10 protein-coding genes are annotated in these 19,459 nt (G+C 42.0%); 4 read left to right on the forward strand and 6 right to left on the reverse strand.

The features are described from left to right. Position 1 precedes the first annotated feature (1 nt). Complete coding sequence (locus BUW93_RS12285) at positions 2-3,025, reverse strand: SusC/RagA family TonB-linked outer membrane protein (protein WP_081212022.1); 3,024 nt, start codon at positions 3,023-3,025, stop codon at positions 2-4. 252 nt (positions 3,026-3,277) lie between these two features. After that, the gene (locus tag BUW93_RS12290) at positions 3,278-6,061 is read right to left on the reverse strand and encodes a helix-turn-helix and ligand-binding sensor domain-containing protein (protein WP_232778356.1); all 2,784 of its coding nucleotides are present in this window, start codon (positions 6,059-6,061) and stop codon (positions 3,278-3,280) included. 365 nt (positions 6,062-6,426) lie between these two features. Between BUW93_RS12290 and BUW93_RS12295 the strand changes: the two genes are divergently transcribed. Next, a complete protein-coding gene (locus tag BUW93_RS12295) occupies positions 6,427-6,840 on the forward strand; it encodes a YkvA family protein (RefSeq protein WP_081212023.1) in 414 nt (137 codons plus the stop codon). Positions 6,841-6,989: 149 nt separating this feature from the next. Here BUW93_RS12295 and BUW93_RS12300 read toward each other — a convergent pair whose 3' ends face one another. The 3 genes from BUW93_RS12300 to BUW93_RS12310 form a co-directional block, all read right to left on the reverse strand. Beyond that, on the reverse strand, positions 6,990-8,429 hold the full coding sequence (locus tag BUW93_RS12300) for a pyridoxal phosphate-dependent decarboxylase family protein (protein WP_081212024.1): 1,440 nt from the start codon (positions 8,427-8,429) through the stop codon (positions 6,990-6,992). Positions 8,430-8,493: 64 nt separating this feature from the next. Further along, positions 8,494-8,721 carry a hypothetical protein gene (locus tag BUW93_RS12305; protein ID WP_081212025.1) on the reverse strand — a complete coding sequence of 76 codons (228 nt, stop codon included), beginning with the start codon at positions 8,719-8,721 and terminating at the stop codon, positions 8,494-8,496. Between the two features lie 385 nt (positions 8,722-9,106). After that, a complete protein-coding gene (locus BUW93_RS12310) occupies positions 9,107-9,712 on the reverse strand; it encodes a phosphatase PAP2 family protein (RefSeq protein ID WP_081212026.1) in 606 nt (201 codons plus the stop codon). A gap of 326 nt (positions 9,713-10,038) precedes the next feature. Between BUW93_RS12310 and BUW93_RS12315 the strand changes: the two genes are divergently transcribed. Then, positions 10,039-11,607 carry a serine hydrolase gene (locus BUW93_RS12315; protein ID WP_081212027.1) on the forward strand — a complete coding sequence of 523 codons (1,569 nt, stop codon included), beginning with the start codon at positions 10,039-10,041 and terminating at the stop codon, positions 11,605-11,607. 240 nt (positions 11,608-11,847) lie between these two features. Here BUW93_RS12315 and BUW93_RS12320 read toward each other — a convergent pair whose 3' ends face one another. Further along, positions 11,848-14,661 carry a helix-turn-helix and ligand-binding sensor domain-containing protein gene (locus BUW93_RS12320; protein ID WP_198537013.1) on the reverse strand — a complete coding sequence of 938 codons (2,814 nt, stop codon included), beginning with the start codon at positions 14,659-14,661 and terminating at the stop codon, positions 11,848-11,850. Between the two features lie 369 nt (positions 14,662-15,030). Here BUW93_RS12320 and BUW93_RS12325 point away from each other — a divergent pair, with 369 nt between their 5' ends. Both BUW93_RS12325 and BUW93_RS12330 read left to right on the forward strand, forming a co-directional pair. Further along, positions 15,031-17,958, forward strand: a complete 2,928-nt coding sequence (locus BUW93_RS12325; RefSeq protein ID WP_081212029.1) for a SusC/RagA family TonB-linked outer membrane protein — start codon at positions 15,031-15,033, stop codon at positions 17,956-17,958. 12 nt (positions 17,959-17,970) lie between these two features. After that, positions 17,971-19,458: a RagB/SusD family nutrient uptake outer membrane protein gene (locus BUW93_RS12330; RefSeq protein WP_081212030.1), complete on the forward strand. Its 1,488-nt coding sequence runs from the start codon at positions 17,971-17,973 to the stop codon at positions 19,456-19,458. The last annotated feature ends 1 nt before the right edge of the window (position 19,459 follow it).

Here is a 19,459-nt window from a genome sequence, read left to right on the forward strand (position 1 = left end):
TTTAGAATTTTAAGTTTAGTCCGGCCATATAAATACGTGGAACAGGGTAGAAACCAAAATCGATTCCTCCGCCGATAGGTGCTCCGGTTGAAGCAGCAGGATCAAATCCCTTGTAATCAGTAAACGTATACAGGTTATTTACCGCCGCATAAAATCTCAATGATTGAATCCCTACTGAAGAAACAAAAGTTTCAGGCAAAGTATATCCCAACTGTACATTCTGAATTCTCACATAAGAGGCATCCTCTACGTAAAACTCTGAAAGCACCCTGTTTGAGGTCGCCCCGGAAGTAAGTCTTGGCACTTCTGTGCTGGTTCCCTCACCTCTCCATCTTTCCAATACATAGGCGTGTCGGTTTACATTCGGCTGACTTCTTTCGTAGTTTCTTACCATATCATTTCCTAAAGAAGCGTAGGTATAAGCCGTGAAATCGAAATTCTTATAATTTACATTTATATTTAATCCCATAGTGGCGTCCGGTATAGGATCCCCAATATTAGTTCGGTCATCGGGAGTAATTACTCCGTCTCCATCCAGGTCTACGTATCTCAAATCACCGGGAGCGGCATCAGCACCCAGGTCTTTTTGAGAAGGATGTGCATCCACCTCAGCCTGGTTCTGGAAGATTCCGTCGGTTTTGTAACCGTAGAAATATCCCATAGGGAAGCCAGGTTCAAAACGCGAAGGCTGTGGTTGCCCTACACCAAACTGTCCTCCGGGAATGAAATCCACACCGTTTATAGCCGTTACCTCATTCTTAAGGAAAGTGGCATTATAGCTCAAATTAAAGTTGAAGTCGTCACTTATATAATTGCGGTATTTGATGGCGAATTCCAAACCTTCATTCCGGGTGGTACCGGCATTAATGGTTGGTGAGCCGGAACCCGGCGCTCCTCCTCCATGAATTCCTGATACAGGTATTCCTGAAACCAAAAGATCTTTACGGTCTTCCCTAAAAACGTCGGCTTCTATCTCTACCTGGCCATCCCATAAGCGAAGATCCATCCCGATGTTGGTTTTTTCAGATTCCTCCCATCCTGAAAGTGGGTTGGCTATCCTTCCCATTGCTGTTCCGTTAACAAGGTTGCCGTCAAGAACATAAGTGGCCTCTCCATCCAGGAGCGAACGATAAAACTCGGCGCCTCCTGCTTCATCATTACCAAGCACCCCAAAACTTCCTCTTAGTTTCAGGAAAGAGATCACTTCTGAAGAAGCTAAGAAATCTTCCTCTGAAAGGATCCATCCGGCAGTAAAGGATGGAAAAGTACCCACACGGTTTTTAGGACTGAATCTCGTAGAAGAGTCTCTACGAAGCATCCCTGAGACCAGGTATTTTCCCTGATAGTCATATTGTAATCTTCCGAAGAAAGAAAGCTTGCGGACATCATACTTATAAGAACCGTTGTTTTTTCCATCATTGGTTCCGGTAGTAAGACTGATATCGGCAAATTCCCAGAAATTGTTGGGTACATCAAAACCGGTAGCAAACAAGCCGTCCCCCCAGTCCCGAATCACGGTCATCCCGGCTGTACCGGTAACATGGTGATCCTCGTCAAAGGTGTTTTCGTAAGTACCAAAAAGGTCGTAAGTATAAGAGTTGTCGTTGATCCTGTTTTGGTTTACCGTACTTCTTGGTACATTAAACACTTTCCCTGAACCGTAATCTACAATAGGCGCAAAATCTTTTCCTTTGCTGTTACTAAGATTGTAACCAATACGCGAAGTAAATGTCAGCTCTTCTATTGGAGTAAATTCCAGACTGAATGACCCGTTAAATTTATTCAGGTTATAATCGTTAAAAGTATTTTCTATTTGGGAAAGCGGGTTAATGATTTCATTACCCAAAAATCCGTCGCGGTCTTCCTGATCGATAGCAAAAGTAGGCGCGATGTTCAAAGCGTTAAACAACACAGACCCGAGTCCGTTCTCATTGATAGAGCGACGATCTATACTGGTGTAAATGGAATTAGCTTGTAATTTGAATTCATCTGAAATATCTATCCCTAAATTAAACCTGGCAGTATTTCTTTGAAAATCAGACTTATCAGCGCCAATAATCCCCTCCTGGTTCAGATGCGAAGCACCTACCGAGTAGGTTACCTTTTCTGAGCCTCCACTAAGGGTCACGTTATGGTTTATGATAGGCGCAGTATCAAATACTTCATCCTGGAAATCTGTTCCTTCTCCCAGCTCACTTACATTTGGATAAGGCAGTGCCTGCCCGTTATTAGCGTAGCTTTCATTTAAAAGCAAAGCATATTCGGTAGCATTAAGCAAAGGAAGCTTACGGGAAGTTTCCTGCATCCCTACATAAGAATCATACTGTACGGTAGGTGCCATTTCTTTTTTACCTCCTTTGGTAGTGATAAGCACCACCCCATTTGCACCGGCAATACCATAAATGGCAGCCTGGGCATCTTTAAGGATAGAGATAGACTCCACATCATTAGGGTTAAGAGTTCCCAAATCTCCCTGGTATCCATCTATAAGAACTAAGGGGCCGTTAACACTGTTTGAGGCCACCCCACGAATGTTGATGTTGATCCCGGCTCCCGGGGCACCAGAAGAAGGAGTAACATTTACCCCGGCGGCAGTACCCTGCAGGGCCTGTTCCAGCCTGATAGGCTTCATCTCTTCAATGGTTTCACCTGATACTACTGATACAGCGCCGGTGATATCCTTTCGCTGCTGAGTTCCATACCCAATCACCACTACCTCTTCGAGGGCACCAGCGTCGGTGTTAAGAACGATATTTAGAAAGGAATCTCCGGTTACGGGAACTTCCATCGTTTGAAAACCTACATAAGATACGACAAGCACGTTCTCTTCACTTACCTCACTTATGGAAAAGTTACCGTCAAAATCGGTTGTAGTTCCCCGGCTTTCTCCTTTTACAAGTACATTAACTCCTAAAAGGGGCATCCCGTTCTCATCGGTCACATTACCTTCTACTGTAAAGGTCTGTGCCTGCATCGAGAAAAATCCGCCGAACAGGAGCAGTATTGAACATAAAAATTTCTTCATTGGAATAATTATTTGAATTTGTTACTGCAATCTATTAACAAATTATTATGATAGGTAAAAAGTCACCTTTACAAAAAGTATACATGGAAAATTATAGCCGTTAAAATTGAGAAATAGAAAAAAAAGAGCCTTGAAAATGGCAAATACAGGGCTTATGCGAGAGCAAATGCCAGACGGCTTATTGCAAACAATAACAGGGAATTATGCCTGTTGTAGAGTTTATGTAGAGTTTTTAAGGGGTTTTGTATAGCCTTAAACCTGGAGAATATAATCGGTTAAATTCACTTCACGTGGTAAATCCATCTTTTTCCGCAATCGATATCGTTTAATCTCGACACTTTTCACCGAAATATTGAGAAGTGGAGCAATTTCTTTAGAGCTAAGATTAAGACGCAGGTAGGCACATAATTTAAGATCATTACTGGTTAGCTCAGGATGTTTTGCCTTCATCTTTTTAAAGAAATCCTTATCGGCATTACTAAAGGCTTTTTTAAAGAACTTCCAGTTATCTTCTTCACTTATCTCTTTATCGATGGTTTTTATTACCGAGCGCACTTCGGTGGATTGCTCTGAATCCTTAAGCCGGTCTTTTATGATGTTTAAGAATTCATTTTTCTTGATCAAACTCATGGTGGAAACCGCCAGTTCCTTATTCTTGCTAACCATATTTTGTTCCAGCTCCCTGTTCTGGAGTTTTATGATCTCCTGTTCAGCCTCCAGGTTTTTCATTCTAAGGGCTTTTTCACTTTCTTCTACAAACTTTTCATGCCGTCGTTTATAGATAATATTTACCCCGTAGAGTATTGCAGCAAAAAGAAGGAGATAGACCACCAGTGCTGAATAGCTAAAATACCAGGGCCGGGAAATGCTGAATTCATAGGTCGCCGAAGGCCCGGTTTGATCTCCAATCCTTGCCCGCACCTCAAATTCATAATTCCCAAAAGGCAGGTTCTTAAATTCTGCCGAGGGAGTTTCGCTCCATGGGCTCCATACAGAAGTAAAGCCGGTAAGCCGGTAACTGTATTCAGGAGTGAGAAATTTCTTATATTCAGGAATACTATAATTAAAAATTACATTGTTGGTTTTGTAATGAAAAGGCTCTTCCTCGCTTAAGTTAAGAAGGCGCGGTTCTTCATCAAGCGCTGCATTGTAAACGCTGCTTATGCGCAAACTGTAATTACCTTGTTCATAATCGGGTTCTTCCACTTTAAGATAGCCATTGGCGATTCCCAGAAGACGGGATCCATCGTAAAGCGGAGTTATATTTTCGTACCCGGGAGTGATATTCTGGATCTCTTCTGAAAGGTAAAGCGAATTCAGCTTAAATTTGGAGCTTAAAGGATCGGGGGTGATATTCAGCAAGGCATTGGCTGAAAAAGCCCAAAGTTCTTCCTCCCCTTCCTTGACGAATTTTCCTGAAATACGCTTTTCAGCACTAAGAATTTCAGCTAAATCATTTTCAGGAGTAAAATCATCTTCTTCCGGGAGGTACTTGAACACATGCTCTTTGGTCGTAAAATAAAGTTCATCTTTAAAGCTGAAAAGACTGGAAGATATTCCCGATACCCCCTCGAAAGGATAATTCCTGATTTCGGAGAAGCCATCCATTTCTTCATTCAACTTCAACCTGAACACTCCCTTGTGTTCATTTCCCACCCAAATTTCCCCGTTTTCTTCGGAAACAATAAATTTAGAGGAATGCGGAAAACCTTCCAGCATAGGTAGTTCCTCAAAACCCCCGGCCGTGCGTTTAAGCAAGCTCAACCCATTATAATGCCCCTGAATGAAATATCCGGGATGGCTCTTTAACTCCAGAGTAATCCAGGTACCAAAGCGTTCAGCGATTTCCTTTATTTGGGTGCCTTCCACTAAAAAGGTACCGGTGTTATGGCCTAAAAAAAGATTGCCATCTACAAAACTAAGATTCCAGACCTGCCCGTTGCTACCTTCAATAAAATTAAACTCTTCCTCCCCATTTCGGCGATAATAAAGCCCCTGATTAGTACCCAGGTATAAATATTCCGAATTTTGAAAAGAAGTATATACGCTTCCCAGCTTTCCGTAGAGATCCTGATATATCTTAAAGGGAGAATCCAGGTTTATCACGCTAAGTCCGTTGTCCAGGGCCGCCCAGATATTATTATTCCGGTCTTTGAAAAGCCTTAGCACCGTATTGTTAAGAAAACCGTTCTCCTGATTAAAATGATGCAGGATCTCCCCCCCGGCATTCACGTGAAAGATCCCGTCTTCTACCGTCCCCAGAAACATGCCCTTATTTTCAACCGGTAAGGCCGAAAAAATACTTCTTCCTCTTAGCTGCCTGCTTAATTCCTGCTGATACTGATCCAATCGGTTTTGTTGCCATTTATAAAAACGAGCATCCCTACTAATGAGCACCAGGGTCTCGTCCTCTCTGAATATTCCCATTAATTCCAGGTTCCCAAGGGTTTCAGGAGGGATAATCATTTCCGGTTTTCCATTTTTTATACTGAAGAGTCCGCCCTGCGCCACCTGGTAATAGATCTCCCCTCCTGTTTCAAAGAGGTTGGTAACCACGCCCTCAGACACAGGAAATTCAGAGAGCTTTCCACTTTGAATATCATAGAGGTAGAGGCCTTCAAAACTATGGAAAACTACTATCTCGCCCACATTTTCAATATGCCAGAACTGCTGCCCGTCTCTCAGTTCGCCGGGAAACTGGGGTATAAGACTGGTATAGTCGAGTACGCCTTTCTCATCGCGCTTCCAGAAACCCAGTTCTTTATATGCTCCGGTGAAGATAAGCTCGCCCACAACATTCACCGATCTCACCACGCTTTCATTGGGTACCGGATAGAGTTTCCATTCAGCTCCGTTATATTCCAGTAGGCCTGCGCTGTTTGCCACATAAATATTGCCGTTGGCAGCCTGGGAGACCATCCAGTTCTGGTTGCCCCCCGCATAGAGATTGGAATTGAAATTTATAACAGGAGGAAGTTCCTGAGCAGAAAGCACAGTGAGGAACAGGGTAAAAAGCAGAGAGAATATTGATCGCAAGGCAAAGAAATTTCAGGCTAAGTTAAGGAAATCCTGAATTAAAGAAAGATATGAAAGATGGGGTTTTAATTAAAGATGAATTAATCAGAATTTGTTCCTGGAAAATGAAGGCTTCATCAAACTAACGGGATTTCTCTAAAAAAGCCCGCCTCTCGCTAAAGTGTTTTGAGACAGGCAGGCTTTATGAAATGATTACCCCTGCAAGTAAGACGAAAAAGTCGGGATTTCATACAGGGGCTTTCCTGTAATTTAGGTAATCTCCACATTGGCGATCTAATTTCATAATCTTCTGTTATAAGGCTTGCGGCATTTACCAGACTCGACATTAATTCTTAATTTTAGCCGAAATAAAACACCTAACTTAAATGGCAGAATTTTCTCAGCAGAAAGCAGATCAGGAACTAAAAAAAAGACAAAAGACCTTTTCTAGGGACAAACTCAAGCAACTCTTTAAAGAGAAAAATTCCTTATTCTCAAAGTTTCTAAACATTGAAAACCTCAACGAATATTACCGGGATTTTGTCGATCTGTTCTCCCTGCTGCAGGACTGGTATAAAGGCCGGTACAAAGATGTGCCCTGGCTGGTGATCTCCTCGGTAGGGGGAGCACTTCTGTATGTGCTCTCTCCTATTGACCTCATCCCCGATTTCCTGCCCTTTGTTGGATACCTCGACGATGCCGCGGTATTCGCCGCCCTCCTGAAATATGTACGCCTGGACCTGCAAAAATACCGGGATTGGAAATATGACGAAGACCCATCCCCGGTGATCAATGATTGATCGGGTGCCTTTTTTCAATTACCCAATAAGTACTATATCATGGAATCACAACCCGGCCAGGTTTAGAATATGTTTATGGTTCAGGATACAGGTTCAAAGTTCAGAACAAAAACAGAGAACTCACAAGAGTAAACCCAAAGAAACACAGGCTAAAGCCTTCCCAATAATCTAATCCTGGCTTCATCCAGGAGTTCCACTGCCTTATCAACTTGTCCAATCTTTGTTCGAAAAGCCAGAAGGGCCATTCTAATCACGAAACGCCCGTTAATATTGGTGGAGCTGAAGAATACCGTGCCATCCTTATGGATCTCCTCCAACAGCTTTTTATTAAAATCGGTTTCATTTTCTGAAAATGGCCACCAGAAATAACTCACCGAAAGATCGGGTTCAGGCCCCAGGGCAAAACCTTTTTCTTTAAGTCGCTTCCTGAAATAGGTGGTAAGCAAAAGTTTCTCTTCCAAACAGGCCACAAAAGGTTTTGTCCCGTGCAACTGCAGAGGGAGCCATAAGCGCATGGCCCGAAAGTGTTTGGTAAGTTCAGGGGAGACATCAGCGGGATCTACCAGGTCTACATTTTTGACGGCATCCTGCATATAGTTGGCACTGTGATGATGGGAATGAAAAACAGCTTCCCTGTCTTTAACCAGTACTGCCCCGAGTCCGAAAGGCAGAAAAAGTCCTTTATGCGGATCTACCGCCAGCGAATCTGCTTTTTCTATGCCTTTAAAAAGATGTTTTCGCTCTTCGCTAAGAATGAAGAAGCCACCGTAGGCGGCATCCACGTGATACCATAAGTTATTTGTTTGGGCTATGTCCGCCAATTCGTTTAGAGGGTCCATGGCTCCTGTGTCGGTGGTCCCGGCAGAAGCGATCAACAGGAAAGGATTTAAGCCTGCTGCCTTATCGGCTTCCAGTTTTTGTTCAAGATCATCAGCAACAATTCTGGAGCCTTCGTCCAGTTCCAGTTCCCTGATGATCACATCTTCCAACCCGATTATTCTTAATGCCTTCAGGTTACAATGATGTAGCTGTGGACTAAGATACACCACACTTTTTTCGATTCTTGCTCCCTTAATTTTATGTTTATCCCTGGCCGAGGTGAGAGCGATCAGGTTAGCGATAGAGCCTCCGGAAGTGAGATTACCCACGGCCGATTCAGGAAAACCAAACAGGGATTTCATCCAGTTGAGGAGCTCATGTTCAATAGCCACCGCTCCCGGGGAGGCAAAAGACATCCCGGCGTATTCATTGGTTATATCGGCCAGATAATCTCCCAGGGCCGAGGCGTAAATACCACCGCCGGGAATATAGCCCATATAACCTCCCGAGGCAGGCTTGATGCCTTTCGCAGCCACCTCTTCAGCAAAGATCTTCAGGATTTCTTCCATTGGTTTGAGCTTCTCCCCAAAGGCGAAGGCTTCCCTTCTGGGTTTTTCCGGAGAATAAGTCCCAAAAGTGGAAAGCCCGTTCAGAAAACTGTTGGAATAGTCATTTACTTTTTGAAAGTAAGTATCGCGTTGGTCGGAAGAAGGTTCCAGGCCGGCAGATATCTTTTGCAGAGCCAGGATACGGGTCTTTAGATCATCCATAAGAACAGGTTTTACAGACAAACCTAAAGAAAAATCCGGGATTAAACCCCGAATATTATTGCTTTCAGACTACAATTTTTTTCTCTTTCTTTACGGTAATCTCATTAGCTGCATCTTCTTCTGCCTTTAGCTTCTTGCACTTTTTATTATAGTTCCAGGCAAGGTAAACTGCACCGGCAGCCGCACCTAAGCCAACACCCAGGATCCCTCCTTTTTTTACCGCGGTTTTTCCTAATTTTAAGGCCAAAGCTCTTTTAGCCCATTTCTTTCCTTTTGCTCGTAAATTTTTCATAATCTATTTTTTTGTTGCACTAATAAAGATACGCCTCAAGCCCGCAGGGGAAAAATTTAAATCCTGAAAGTATTGTGAAAGAAGCTTAAGAAAAGCTTATTTTTTCGGTAAATTGATAGAAATAAAATATCAGCTATGCCCGCTTAGCTTTCCGATACCGCCTTAGGTTACGCTATGATCACTGGTGCAGTTCTCCTCGCAGTGGTGATCTATACCATCATCAAACTTCGGAAACAGGTGAGAAAAGCCAAAGAAAGGGAGGAAAAGAAGAAAGCCGGAAAGCCTTGAAAAAAGTTTATAGCACAAGGTTCAGAATTTCCCTCTCCCTGAACTATCAGGCCCTTCCAAAATCCTGTAACCTACCCGGGCAATCTATTTAACTCAACTAAAAAATATACCTAAACCCCAACAGGTAATGATCTTCAGAACTGCTGAAGGTGAGCTCCATATTTTTGTTTTTTCGGGGTGTAGTAAAAATCCAGGTACTGCCAATTCCTACTGCCGCCCCAGCCAAAATATCCCAGCTGTCATGACGAGTGGCGTGAAGCCGGCTAAAACTGGTGTATCCCGCAAGCAAATATGCTGGAATACTGTATTTAAAACCATACCTGCGATGAAAGAAAGAAGCACCCTGGAAGGCTACAGAAGTATGTCCCGAGGGGAAGGCTTTTCCTCCATCGTTCAATGGCCGTTCTTTATTGATGATTACTTTGGCAGCACCGGTCACCACCAGATTAAGGGCAAGACTTTTAGTGTACTGCCAGGTGCCTTTATAATCTTTCAGAATCAAGCTGGTAGCCACTGCAGATGCCGGGATCAGTAATAATGTGCCATCTCCTGAATTTTCAATAAAAGAATCCTCGGGGTTGAAAAACTGTCCACGAAGTTCGGTTGAACCTAAGAAAATCACCAAAAACAGATTGAGCCATATAAAAACCCGCAGACGGCCCCCCGAAAATTGTGATCTCCCTGAAAATTCAGTATAATTCATCAAAACTAAATAGTATTTTAAATTAAAAAACAAACGACGAAATTACGGCTGCTCCCTCCATCAATTTTTTCCTCTCTTTCCTATAGAAGCCTTCCAAAAAATGGTTTTCAAGGCAAAAAAATAGTTATCTCAATATACCTAACCCAAAAATTAACATGTTTTTTGAGAAGCATCGGTCTAATCTTTAATGGGTAAAAAGAAATATAAAAGCTCAGAGCTGGAAACAAACACCTGCTTTCCGCTTCTTCAGAAAAACCGGCTATAGCCAAAACCCAACTCAGGAAAATACCTTGAAATTACTATCTTTAGGCTTAAATAATTACTACATGAAAACAAAATTACTTTCTACAAGCTTCCTGATAGCTTTTTTCTTCTTCGGAATTTCAGGAACGGCTCAGCAACTTAGCACAAACGAAATAGACAGTCTGGTTCAAAAAACCATGAATACCTTTAATGTTCCAGGCATTGCTGTTGCAGTGCTTAAGGATGGGGAGGTAGCTCATATGAAAGGTTATGGCACCCGCTCGCTCCAGGAAGGCGGAGACGTAGACGAAAATACGCTCTTTGGGGTAGCCTCCAACACCAAAGCGGTGACCGCCGCTGCCCTTGCCCGCCTCATCGATGAAGACAAACTGGAATGGGACACCAGGGTGACCGAGATTATCCCTGAATTTAAATTATATGCCCCCTATGTGACCAGCGAATTTACTGTACGGGATCTGCTAACTCACCGAAGCGGCCTCGGGCTTGGAGCCGGAGACCTCATGGTATTTCCTGCTTCGAATATAACCGATATAGATCAGTTGATCTACAACCTGAGATATTTGAAACCGGTTTCTTCTTTCCGCTCTCAATACGATTATGATAACCTGCTGTACATCGTTGCAGGCGAAGTGGTGGAACGAGTTTCAGGAACAGAGTATGAAACTTATGTGAAGAAAAATTTCCTGGAGCCATTAGGAATGGATCGCACTGCGATGTCCTGGCACAGGATCGACGATTACTCCAATGTCATTGACGGACACGCCCCAGTAGATGGAGAATTGAAAATAACAGGTCTTAGCTTTACCAGGGTAGGAAACCCTGCTGCCGGGATCTATTCTTCGGTGAAAGACTGGAGCAAATGGGTACAGGCACAGCTCGATGAAGGAAAATATGGAGAAAACCTGCAGGACAGCCTCTTTAGCACCAAAGCACATCGCGAGATGTGGACACCCCAAACTCTCACCGGAACCGGAAAAGGCGACTATAATACACATTTCAAAGCCTATGGCCTGGGATGGTTTTTAAGCGATGTAAACGGCTATCTGGAAGTCACCCATACCGGCGGACTCCTGGGGATAGTTAGCCAGGTAACCATGATCCCTGAACTGGACCTGGGAATTATTGTCTTCACCAATCAGCAATCGGGAGCGGCTTTCCGGTCTATTACCAATTCGATTAAAGATGCTTACTTTGGAATAGAAGGAAAAAACCGGATTAAACAGTACAACGACAGCAGGTTGAAAGCAGAGAAAAAAGCAGATTCTGTAGTGGCCGAAGTTTGGAAGAACGTTAATGCTGCCCAGAAAAACAGCCAACTGGATAAGAGCATTCTGTCTAACTATACCGGCACCTACAGAGATCCCTGGTTCGGGAAGGTGGAAATCACCATGAAAGATGAAAAACTTCATTTTAAGGCTGAGAATGTATCAGATCTACAGGGGAATATGAGCTATTATAAAGGGAATAGCTTTGTGGTAAAATGGGATGATCGCACGCTCAATGCCGATGCCTTTGTGATATTCAACCTGGACAGGGAAGGAAAGGCTAAAGGCTTTACTATGGAACCCGTTTCGCCCCTAACCGACTTCAGTTATGATTTCCAGGACCTGGATTTTTCTAAGATAGAATAGGCTTTTTACTATTTAATTTAGAGGTGATAACCTATAAATATTTGTTAGATCCAGCTGAATCGAAATGTACAACAGCCACCGTTTTCGGTGGCTGTTATTTTTCCAACTGCTCCGGAAATTCCAGCTTCCTAAAAAAGTTTTTCGCAGTTTCCATTAAAAGCCAAATTTGTCGAAATAAATCCGAAAAATCCCATCTAACTTTCGCCCTATCAAAATATCAAACCAGGCTTTAGGCTTATATCATAAAATTTCTTCCTTATTGTGAACAGGTAAGTTTTCAAGAAAATGCAGGAAATTTGGTTCCTGCACGTCTAATTTCTTTCTCACCCGATATCTGGCTGTTTCCACTCCACGCACCGAAATATTAAGAAGAGGAGCGATTTCCTTATTGGTAAGATCCATTTTCACAAAGGCACAGAGTCGCAACTCTCTTTTGGTAAGATCGGGATTAATTTCTTTTAATGTCCTGAAGAAGTTTTTATGAACTTTTTCAAAATTCACATCGAATACCTTCATATACTCTTCCCCGATCCGGTGATTATTTAATTTTTGAATGATATTCCGGAGATTTCTTCTGGCTCCCTGAGTTTTCAGGGTTTTTTGAAAATCCTGAAGGTTTTCATAAGTCTCGGTAAACACATCCTTTTTCTTGACCAGCATCATGGTATAATTAGCCAACTCTTTGCTTTTCCGTATATTATCTTCTTCGAGAAGTTTTTTATCCTGCTTAATTAATTCCTTATCCTTTTCAAGCTTAAGCTGTTCTATTTCAAGCTTTAATAAGCGTTGCGCTTTTTCTGCTGCTAACCTGGCTTTCCTTCTTTCAGAAATAATCTTTGCCCTGAATACGTAGATCATTAAAGTGATTAAAGCAATTATGCCAAGGAAATAAATGAATAAAGCCAGATCGGTTTGATACCAAATAGGAGGGATACTAAAACCAGCACTCGATATTTGGCCTTTATCCCCCATAAGATTCCTGCTTTTCACCTTAAATGTATAATCCCCGGGTCTTAAATGTGTAAACTCTTTAAATGGAGTTTTCTCCCAGGGGGACCAATGCTCATCAATCCCTTCAAGGATATAACTAAATTCAATTTCAGAAGATGGAGACATACGAGGTGTAGCAAATTCAAAACGAATGATTTCTGTATCTACCGGAAAATTCATTTCTGGATTATTAGCGATAGCCATCTCCCTTGAATCTTTAACATATTTAATCCCGGTAATCTCTGTCTCCAGATTATCAGTTTGTTTACCTCTCCTAGTGTCATAAAGAAAAAGTCCGGTTGTAGCACCAATAAGAACCTTCCCATTCTCCATTGGCAGAATACACTCCATCCCCCGGTTCAATTTACCTTTAAGGTTTAAGAAAAGATTTTTTTGTACTTCTGGCTTTGCTTGAGAAAAATCTATAAAGCCTACTTCGTTATCCTGTACTATCCAGGCAGTATCTTTATTCTGAATTAGCTTTCGGGTATTAACGGTAGAGTCCAGGACAGCATTTAGTTTCTCATAAGGTTTAAAAGAATTGGAAGCTTCATCAAATTCATAGATTCCGGTATTGCTGGTAAAGACCAAATCATCATTCCATCGGGTCACATTCACATTAAAAGGCGAGATAAGTCCATTTCTATCCGTAAAATGGTCTACCGCATAAACCCGGGAGTAATCTTCGGTCAGTTTCAATTTATAAACACCCTGGTATCCATGACAGACCCAAAAGGTATTAGGATTATCGCTAATTAGAATATCCCTGCTCGATTCATCAAAACCTTTGATCTTGCTTTGAAGCTCCCATTGACTCCCGTTATTTTTTAGTAAATAGATACCATTATAATTGGAAGCGATATAGGTATATGGAGAATCCGGAATGCCTACTACCTTCCAAAAACCAGATACCTCCCCAATTTGCGAAGCCTTTAATCCATCTAATAGAAATAATCCCCTGTCATGACTTACAATTAGGGAACCATTTAGGTTAGAAATTGACCAGGCCTGACCTTCCAGGTGAGGAATACTCTTGAATTGTAACATGGATTTATCTATTTCTCCCTCCTGAAGTTTTGAATAATACACCCCTTTGTTGGTCGCAAGGTAGATTCTATCTGTATCTATATATAGATCATAAACCGACCCTACATCAAATAGCTGAGAAACCGGGGAATCAAAATCCACGAAAGATAACCCGTTGTTTAATAGGACCCATAACCCACTTCCGGCTTTAAATAAATTAAGTATCGAGGAATCACTTATATCCTTAAAGGCCGGTGGATTCCGGTTTATGTAGCCATTCTCACTAAGAACTATTATTTTAGAGCTTAAGGTCCCCAGTAAATAATCATTTTCAAATTTAATAGCACTTATTACCTGACCCTGATTTTCCTTATCAAAAACCTGTTTCCAGAGGTAGACTTCATTATTTTTCAGATTCATCTTGAAGATGCTTCCCGCCTTGGTTATGGCCATCACTTCATTTTGCAAACCTGAGGGCAGAAAGCCAACTACCGAACCTCTCCGAAAATCGAAAACACGGCTTAATCGCATTTCCTCAGGATTAAATTCCATGATTCCAAAATCTGAATCCTGCACAAAGAATCTGTTGTTTACTATTCCGGAATGCACAAAGGAATTGTTTGCTGCTATGTGGGTAGCGGTATTCCCCGAAACAGCTATTAATTCATTAAAGGACCTGAAGATAATGTAATCTTTATACTCGTGAACCTGCCATAGATTTTCAAGTTCAATTCCTTCCAGATCAAGGTCTTTAAGCAAGGATCGGTAAATATAATCTCCGGTAGCTTGTTTCTCTATAATCCCTAATTCGTTGAAGCCTCCGGCGTAAACCTTGCCTTCTGAAGAGGTGATTAAACTCCTTACCGAGGAGTGATTGGGCAGGCTCACCTTATGCCATCGTTCGCCGTCAAAAATGACCACGCCATCATTGTTTCCAAAATAAGAAACTCCCCGATGGTCTTCTGTAGTAGTCCAGAACTGGGTATCCCCCTGAAAATCCTGCTGAGAATAATGAGAGACCAGGGGTGATTTTCTCAAAGTTATACTTAATTCGGAAGATTCCTGACAATTTAATAGCCCGGGAAGGACTATTAAAAACGCAGCTAAAAAAACACCCTGGAATAGTTTCATAAAGGCAATTTTCGCATCAGATTGCTCGCCCAAATTTATGAAAATTTTAGAATATTTAAGAAATAATTAGCTTTTTAAAATTTTCAAATTCAGAAGCTTATAAAAATTGACGTAGTTCTGATGTATTTTTTATTTACCCTGGCGTAATTCAAATGTAATCGACTTGTCCTAACCCCCGAATCCAAATTTTAACTTAGGCCTGTGAAATCGTTTTCGTCAGAATTAGATTTCACAATAAACTATCATAATTAATTTATACAAAAATCCTTTTTATCAATGAAAATTAAAAAATACTTATGGGTATTGTTTTTTAGTTTCACGGCATTTTCCTGGGCACAGACCATCGAGGTCTCCGGAACTGTAGTAGATGGAAGCAATAATCTTCCCCTACCAGGTGCCAATGTAATTGTAAAAAACACCACTAACGGAACCCAAACTGATTTTGATGGGAATTTTTCCTTGCAGGCCACGCCCGGGGATATATTGGTTGTTTCCTTCCTTGGATATATAACCCAGGAAGTGACAGCTACCGAAAACCCTATCCAGGTTACACTTATGGAAGACTCTGAAACCCTAGACCAGGTAGTAGTTGTGGGATATGGGACACAAAGCAAAAGAGATATTACCGGCTCAGTTTCCATTATAGATGATGAGGCCTTTGATGACAGGCCAAATACTCAGGTTGGTGCCCTCTTACAGGGGAAAGCTCCCGGGGTGCAGGTAGTATCTGGTTCTGGAAAGCCATCCTCCGGATTAAACATTCGAATTAGAGGAACGAACTCTATTAATGCAAGTAGTGAACCTTTATATGTTGTAGATGGGGTTCCCACAAATGATACCCGATCGCTTAACCCTGCAGATGTGGAAAGCATTTCTGTTTTGAAGGATGCTTCTTCTGCAGCCATTTATGGTGCTCAGGGTGCAAATGGAGTTGTTTTGATAACCACTAAAAAAGGTACTTCTGAAAAACCGAGACTTACCTTCGACACTTACGTTGGGGTTTCCCAGGTTTGGAACACGCTTCCGGTATTGAATAGTGAACAGTATAGAGATTTAATGACTGAAATGGGTAGGAATACCGATTGGTCTCGCTACACCGAAAATACCGATTGGCAGAATGAAATTTTTGGAGACGGACTTTCCTCTAATTATCAGTTAGGGATGTCCGGAAAATCCAACGGAACTTCTTACTATGTTTCCGGCGGGTATACCAAACAGGAAGGCGCAGTTAGAAGTGCTGAGATGGAACGATATAACTTTAAGGTTAACCTCTCTCAGGAAGTTACCGATTGGTTGGAGATAGGTACCAACATCGCCTATACCCATTATTCCGATGTAGATGTTGCCGACAACCAAAGTATCAATAGCGGCGGTGTGTTACTGGGCGTTTTATCTACCCCACCGAATATTGGGATCTATAACCCAGATGGCACCTTTACCAGCAACCCTTTTCAGGATTGGGAAAACCCTGTAGCATCTACCGATGGCTCTCAAAGAGAATACGTAAATCAACGACTACTGGGGAATATTTATGCTGAAATTTCATTCCTCCAGGATTTTAGCTTCAAAACTAATATCGGTACCGATTATAGCAGTGCAAACTATGATTATTTCCTTGATCCGTTTAGAACAAGCTATGGTCGGGCCATGAAAGGGATAGGTAGATACAATACTAATCTCACCAACTTCTACATTTTTGATAATACCTTAAGCTATGAGAAAGAATTCGGTAAACATAATCTGAAAGCTCTTGTAGGTTCTGTTTTTCAAAAATACAAATGGGAAGACAGTTCTATGGAAAGAAGAAATTTTGCAGGAGATAAGATCACCACTCCAAATGCCGGGGCTGAACTTATTGCTGCCACCGCAACAAAAGCCGAAAAAGCTAATGCTTCCTACCTGGTAAGGGTGAACTATGAGTTTGATGAAAGATACTTGCTTACAGCAAACTTTCGAGCCGATGGTTCCAGCAATTTCGGACCAAAAGAACGCTGGGGTTACTTTCCCTCCTTCTCTGCCGGATGGAGAATCTCAGAAGAATTCTTTATGCAAAATCAGGAAACTGTAAATGACCTGAAATTACGTGCAGGATGGGGATTGGTTGGAAATGATCAGGTTGGTAATTACGCTTACTTTGGCCGCGTTGGAAGCGGTGGTAATTACCCTATAGGAGGTATCGTACTACCGGGAACTTATCCTGCGTCAATCGCCAATGAAACCTTGAAATGGGAAGAGTCAGAACAAATTAATGTTGGTCTTGATGTGGCATTTTTTAATAGTCGAATTAGATTCAGTGCAGATGCTTACCAGAAAGATACGCGCGATCTGCTTCTTAATGCACCACTACCCCGTTCAACCGGGTTTAATAGTGCCATTCAAAATATTGGTCAACTTAGAAATAAAGGTCTGGAGTTTCAGTTAACTACCAGAAATTTCGAAGGTGAATTCAGCTGGGAGTCAGATTTCAACATCTCCTTCAACCGTAATGAAGTAATTGATATCGTTGGCCAACAGATGTTTGCTGGAGGAGTTGCCGGTCGTGGAGAGGTTAGCCTTGTGAGAGAAGGTGAACCTCTGGGTACTTTTTACGGCTATATTTGGGGAGGAGTTGATCCCGAAACAGGGATGGCTTACTACCTGGATAGCGAAGGAGAAACCACTTTCTCTCCCTCTGCAGATGATAGAACAATAATAGGTGACGCTAATCCCGATTTTCAATACGGATTCACTAATAATCTATCTTATAAAGGATTCGGATTATCGGTTTTCCTGCAAGGATCACAAGGCAATGACATCTTTAATGCAACCCGAATTGAAATTGAAGGAATGACCGATTCTAAGAACCAGTCCAGAGCTGTGTTAGATCGCTGGAGAGAACCGGGAGATATCACAGAAATCCCAAGGGCTTCTGAAGGAAATACCGATAATTCAAGATTATCAACCCGCTTCGTTGAAGACGGTTCTTATCTTAGAATGAAGGCGCTTACTCTAAGCTACAATTTACCGAAAACATTCCTTGAAACCATTAGCCTGGATGCAGTAAAATTATATGCAACGGGAGAAAACCTGTTTACTATTACAGACTACTCCGGTTTTGATCCTGAAGTGAACGCCTTTGGAGGCAGTAACACCGCAATGGGTGTAGATTTTGGAACCTATCCGCAAACAAGGAACCTTATCCTGGGCTTGAATGTTACTTTTTAAATTAAAATACTTATGAAAAAACAACATTTTATAAAATATTTTTCCGGACTGTTTATAGCAGCAAGTCTCTTCTCCTGTGATGATGAATTAGACCTGATGCCTATTTCGGAAGAAACAACAGAAAATGCATACACTACCGGAACTCAGCTTAACGCGGCTTTGACCGGAGTTTATGAATCTTTTCAATCGAATGATTATTACGTTTGGGACAAAATTATTTTTGAGGATGTCCGATCTGATAATCACTATGCCGGTGGAGACAACCCTGAAATATTCGCATTTGATGACGTAGATGTATCTACTACCAACAACAGGGTTTTCAATGCCTGGTCGGCAATTTATAATGCTATTTCCAAGGCAAACCTGGTGCTTGAAAGAGCCCCGGAGATCGATCAGGAAATTACCGAGGAAGAACGCACCCAAATTATCGGGCAGGCGCTTTTCCTTCGAGCCTACAACTATTATAACCTGGTAAAACAATGGGGTGGAGTTCCTCTAATCCTGGAACCCATCAAATCGGTAGATCCTTCTGAAGTGAGAATTCCAAGGAGTTCTGCAGAGGAGGTTTATGACCAAATCATAACCGACCTAAACGATGCCAGGGAACTTTTACCGCATTCTTATGGGAATGACGCCAGCGTCAATAAAGCACGGGCAACTATTGGAGCTGCCAATGCCTTATTGGCCAAGGTAAATGCACAAAAGCCAAATCCAGATTATCCTGCCGTACTGGAAGCTGCCAATGCTGTTATAAGCAGTCCTGCAGGTTATAGATTGTTAGATGATTATGATAAACTTTTTGACGGCAATAACTATAATAACGAGGAGTCTATTTTAGAAATTCAATACTTAGGTGGTGATGAAGGTACCTGGGCACCCCAAATGCATTTACCACCATCGCTAAGTGGAGATAGTTGGAGAAAATTTGTTACTCCCTCCAAAGACCTCGTAGCAGCTTTTGATAACGAAGGGGATGAGATCAGGAAGAATGCCACGATGATTTTTGAAGCAGTGCCATGGGTAGACGAATATTGGGGGAATGCTGTTAACAGCGAGATTCCTTTCGCCTATAAATGGAGAAACGCAGGCGGTTGGGCAAGTTCTGATAACGATTATATTTTCCGCCTTGCCGATATCATCCTTATGAAAGCTGAAGCTCTTAATGAATTAGGCCGGATCGAAGAAGCTGCCGAACAGGTAAATATTGTTAGAGCAAGGGTGAATCTTCCTGAATTGACTGCTGAAGATAAGGCTTCCTACCAAACCATGAAAATGGCAATTCTAAAAGAAAGACGCCTGGAGCTTGCACAGGAAGCTTATCGCTGGGATGACCTTATTCGCTCTGGAATGGCGGTCGAAATCATGAACGCTGTAGACGATATCGATCTTCGAACCAATCAACCGGTTGATTATAATGTTAGTGAAACCGACCTTCTTTTGCCTATTCCGCAAAACGAGATCAACCGGAATCCTAACCTAACACAGAACCCCGGATACTAAC

Source organism: Salegentibacter sediminis (assembly GCF_002078605.1).
GTDB lineage: Bacteria > Bacteroidota > Bacteroidia > Flavobacteriales > Flavobacteriaceae > Salegentibacter > Salegentibacter sediminis.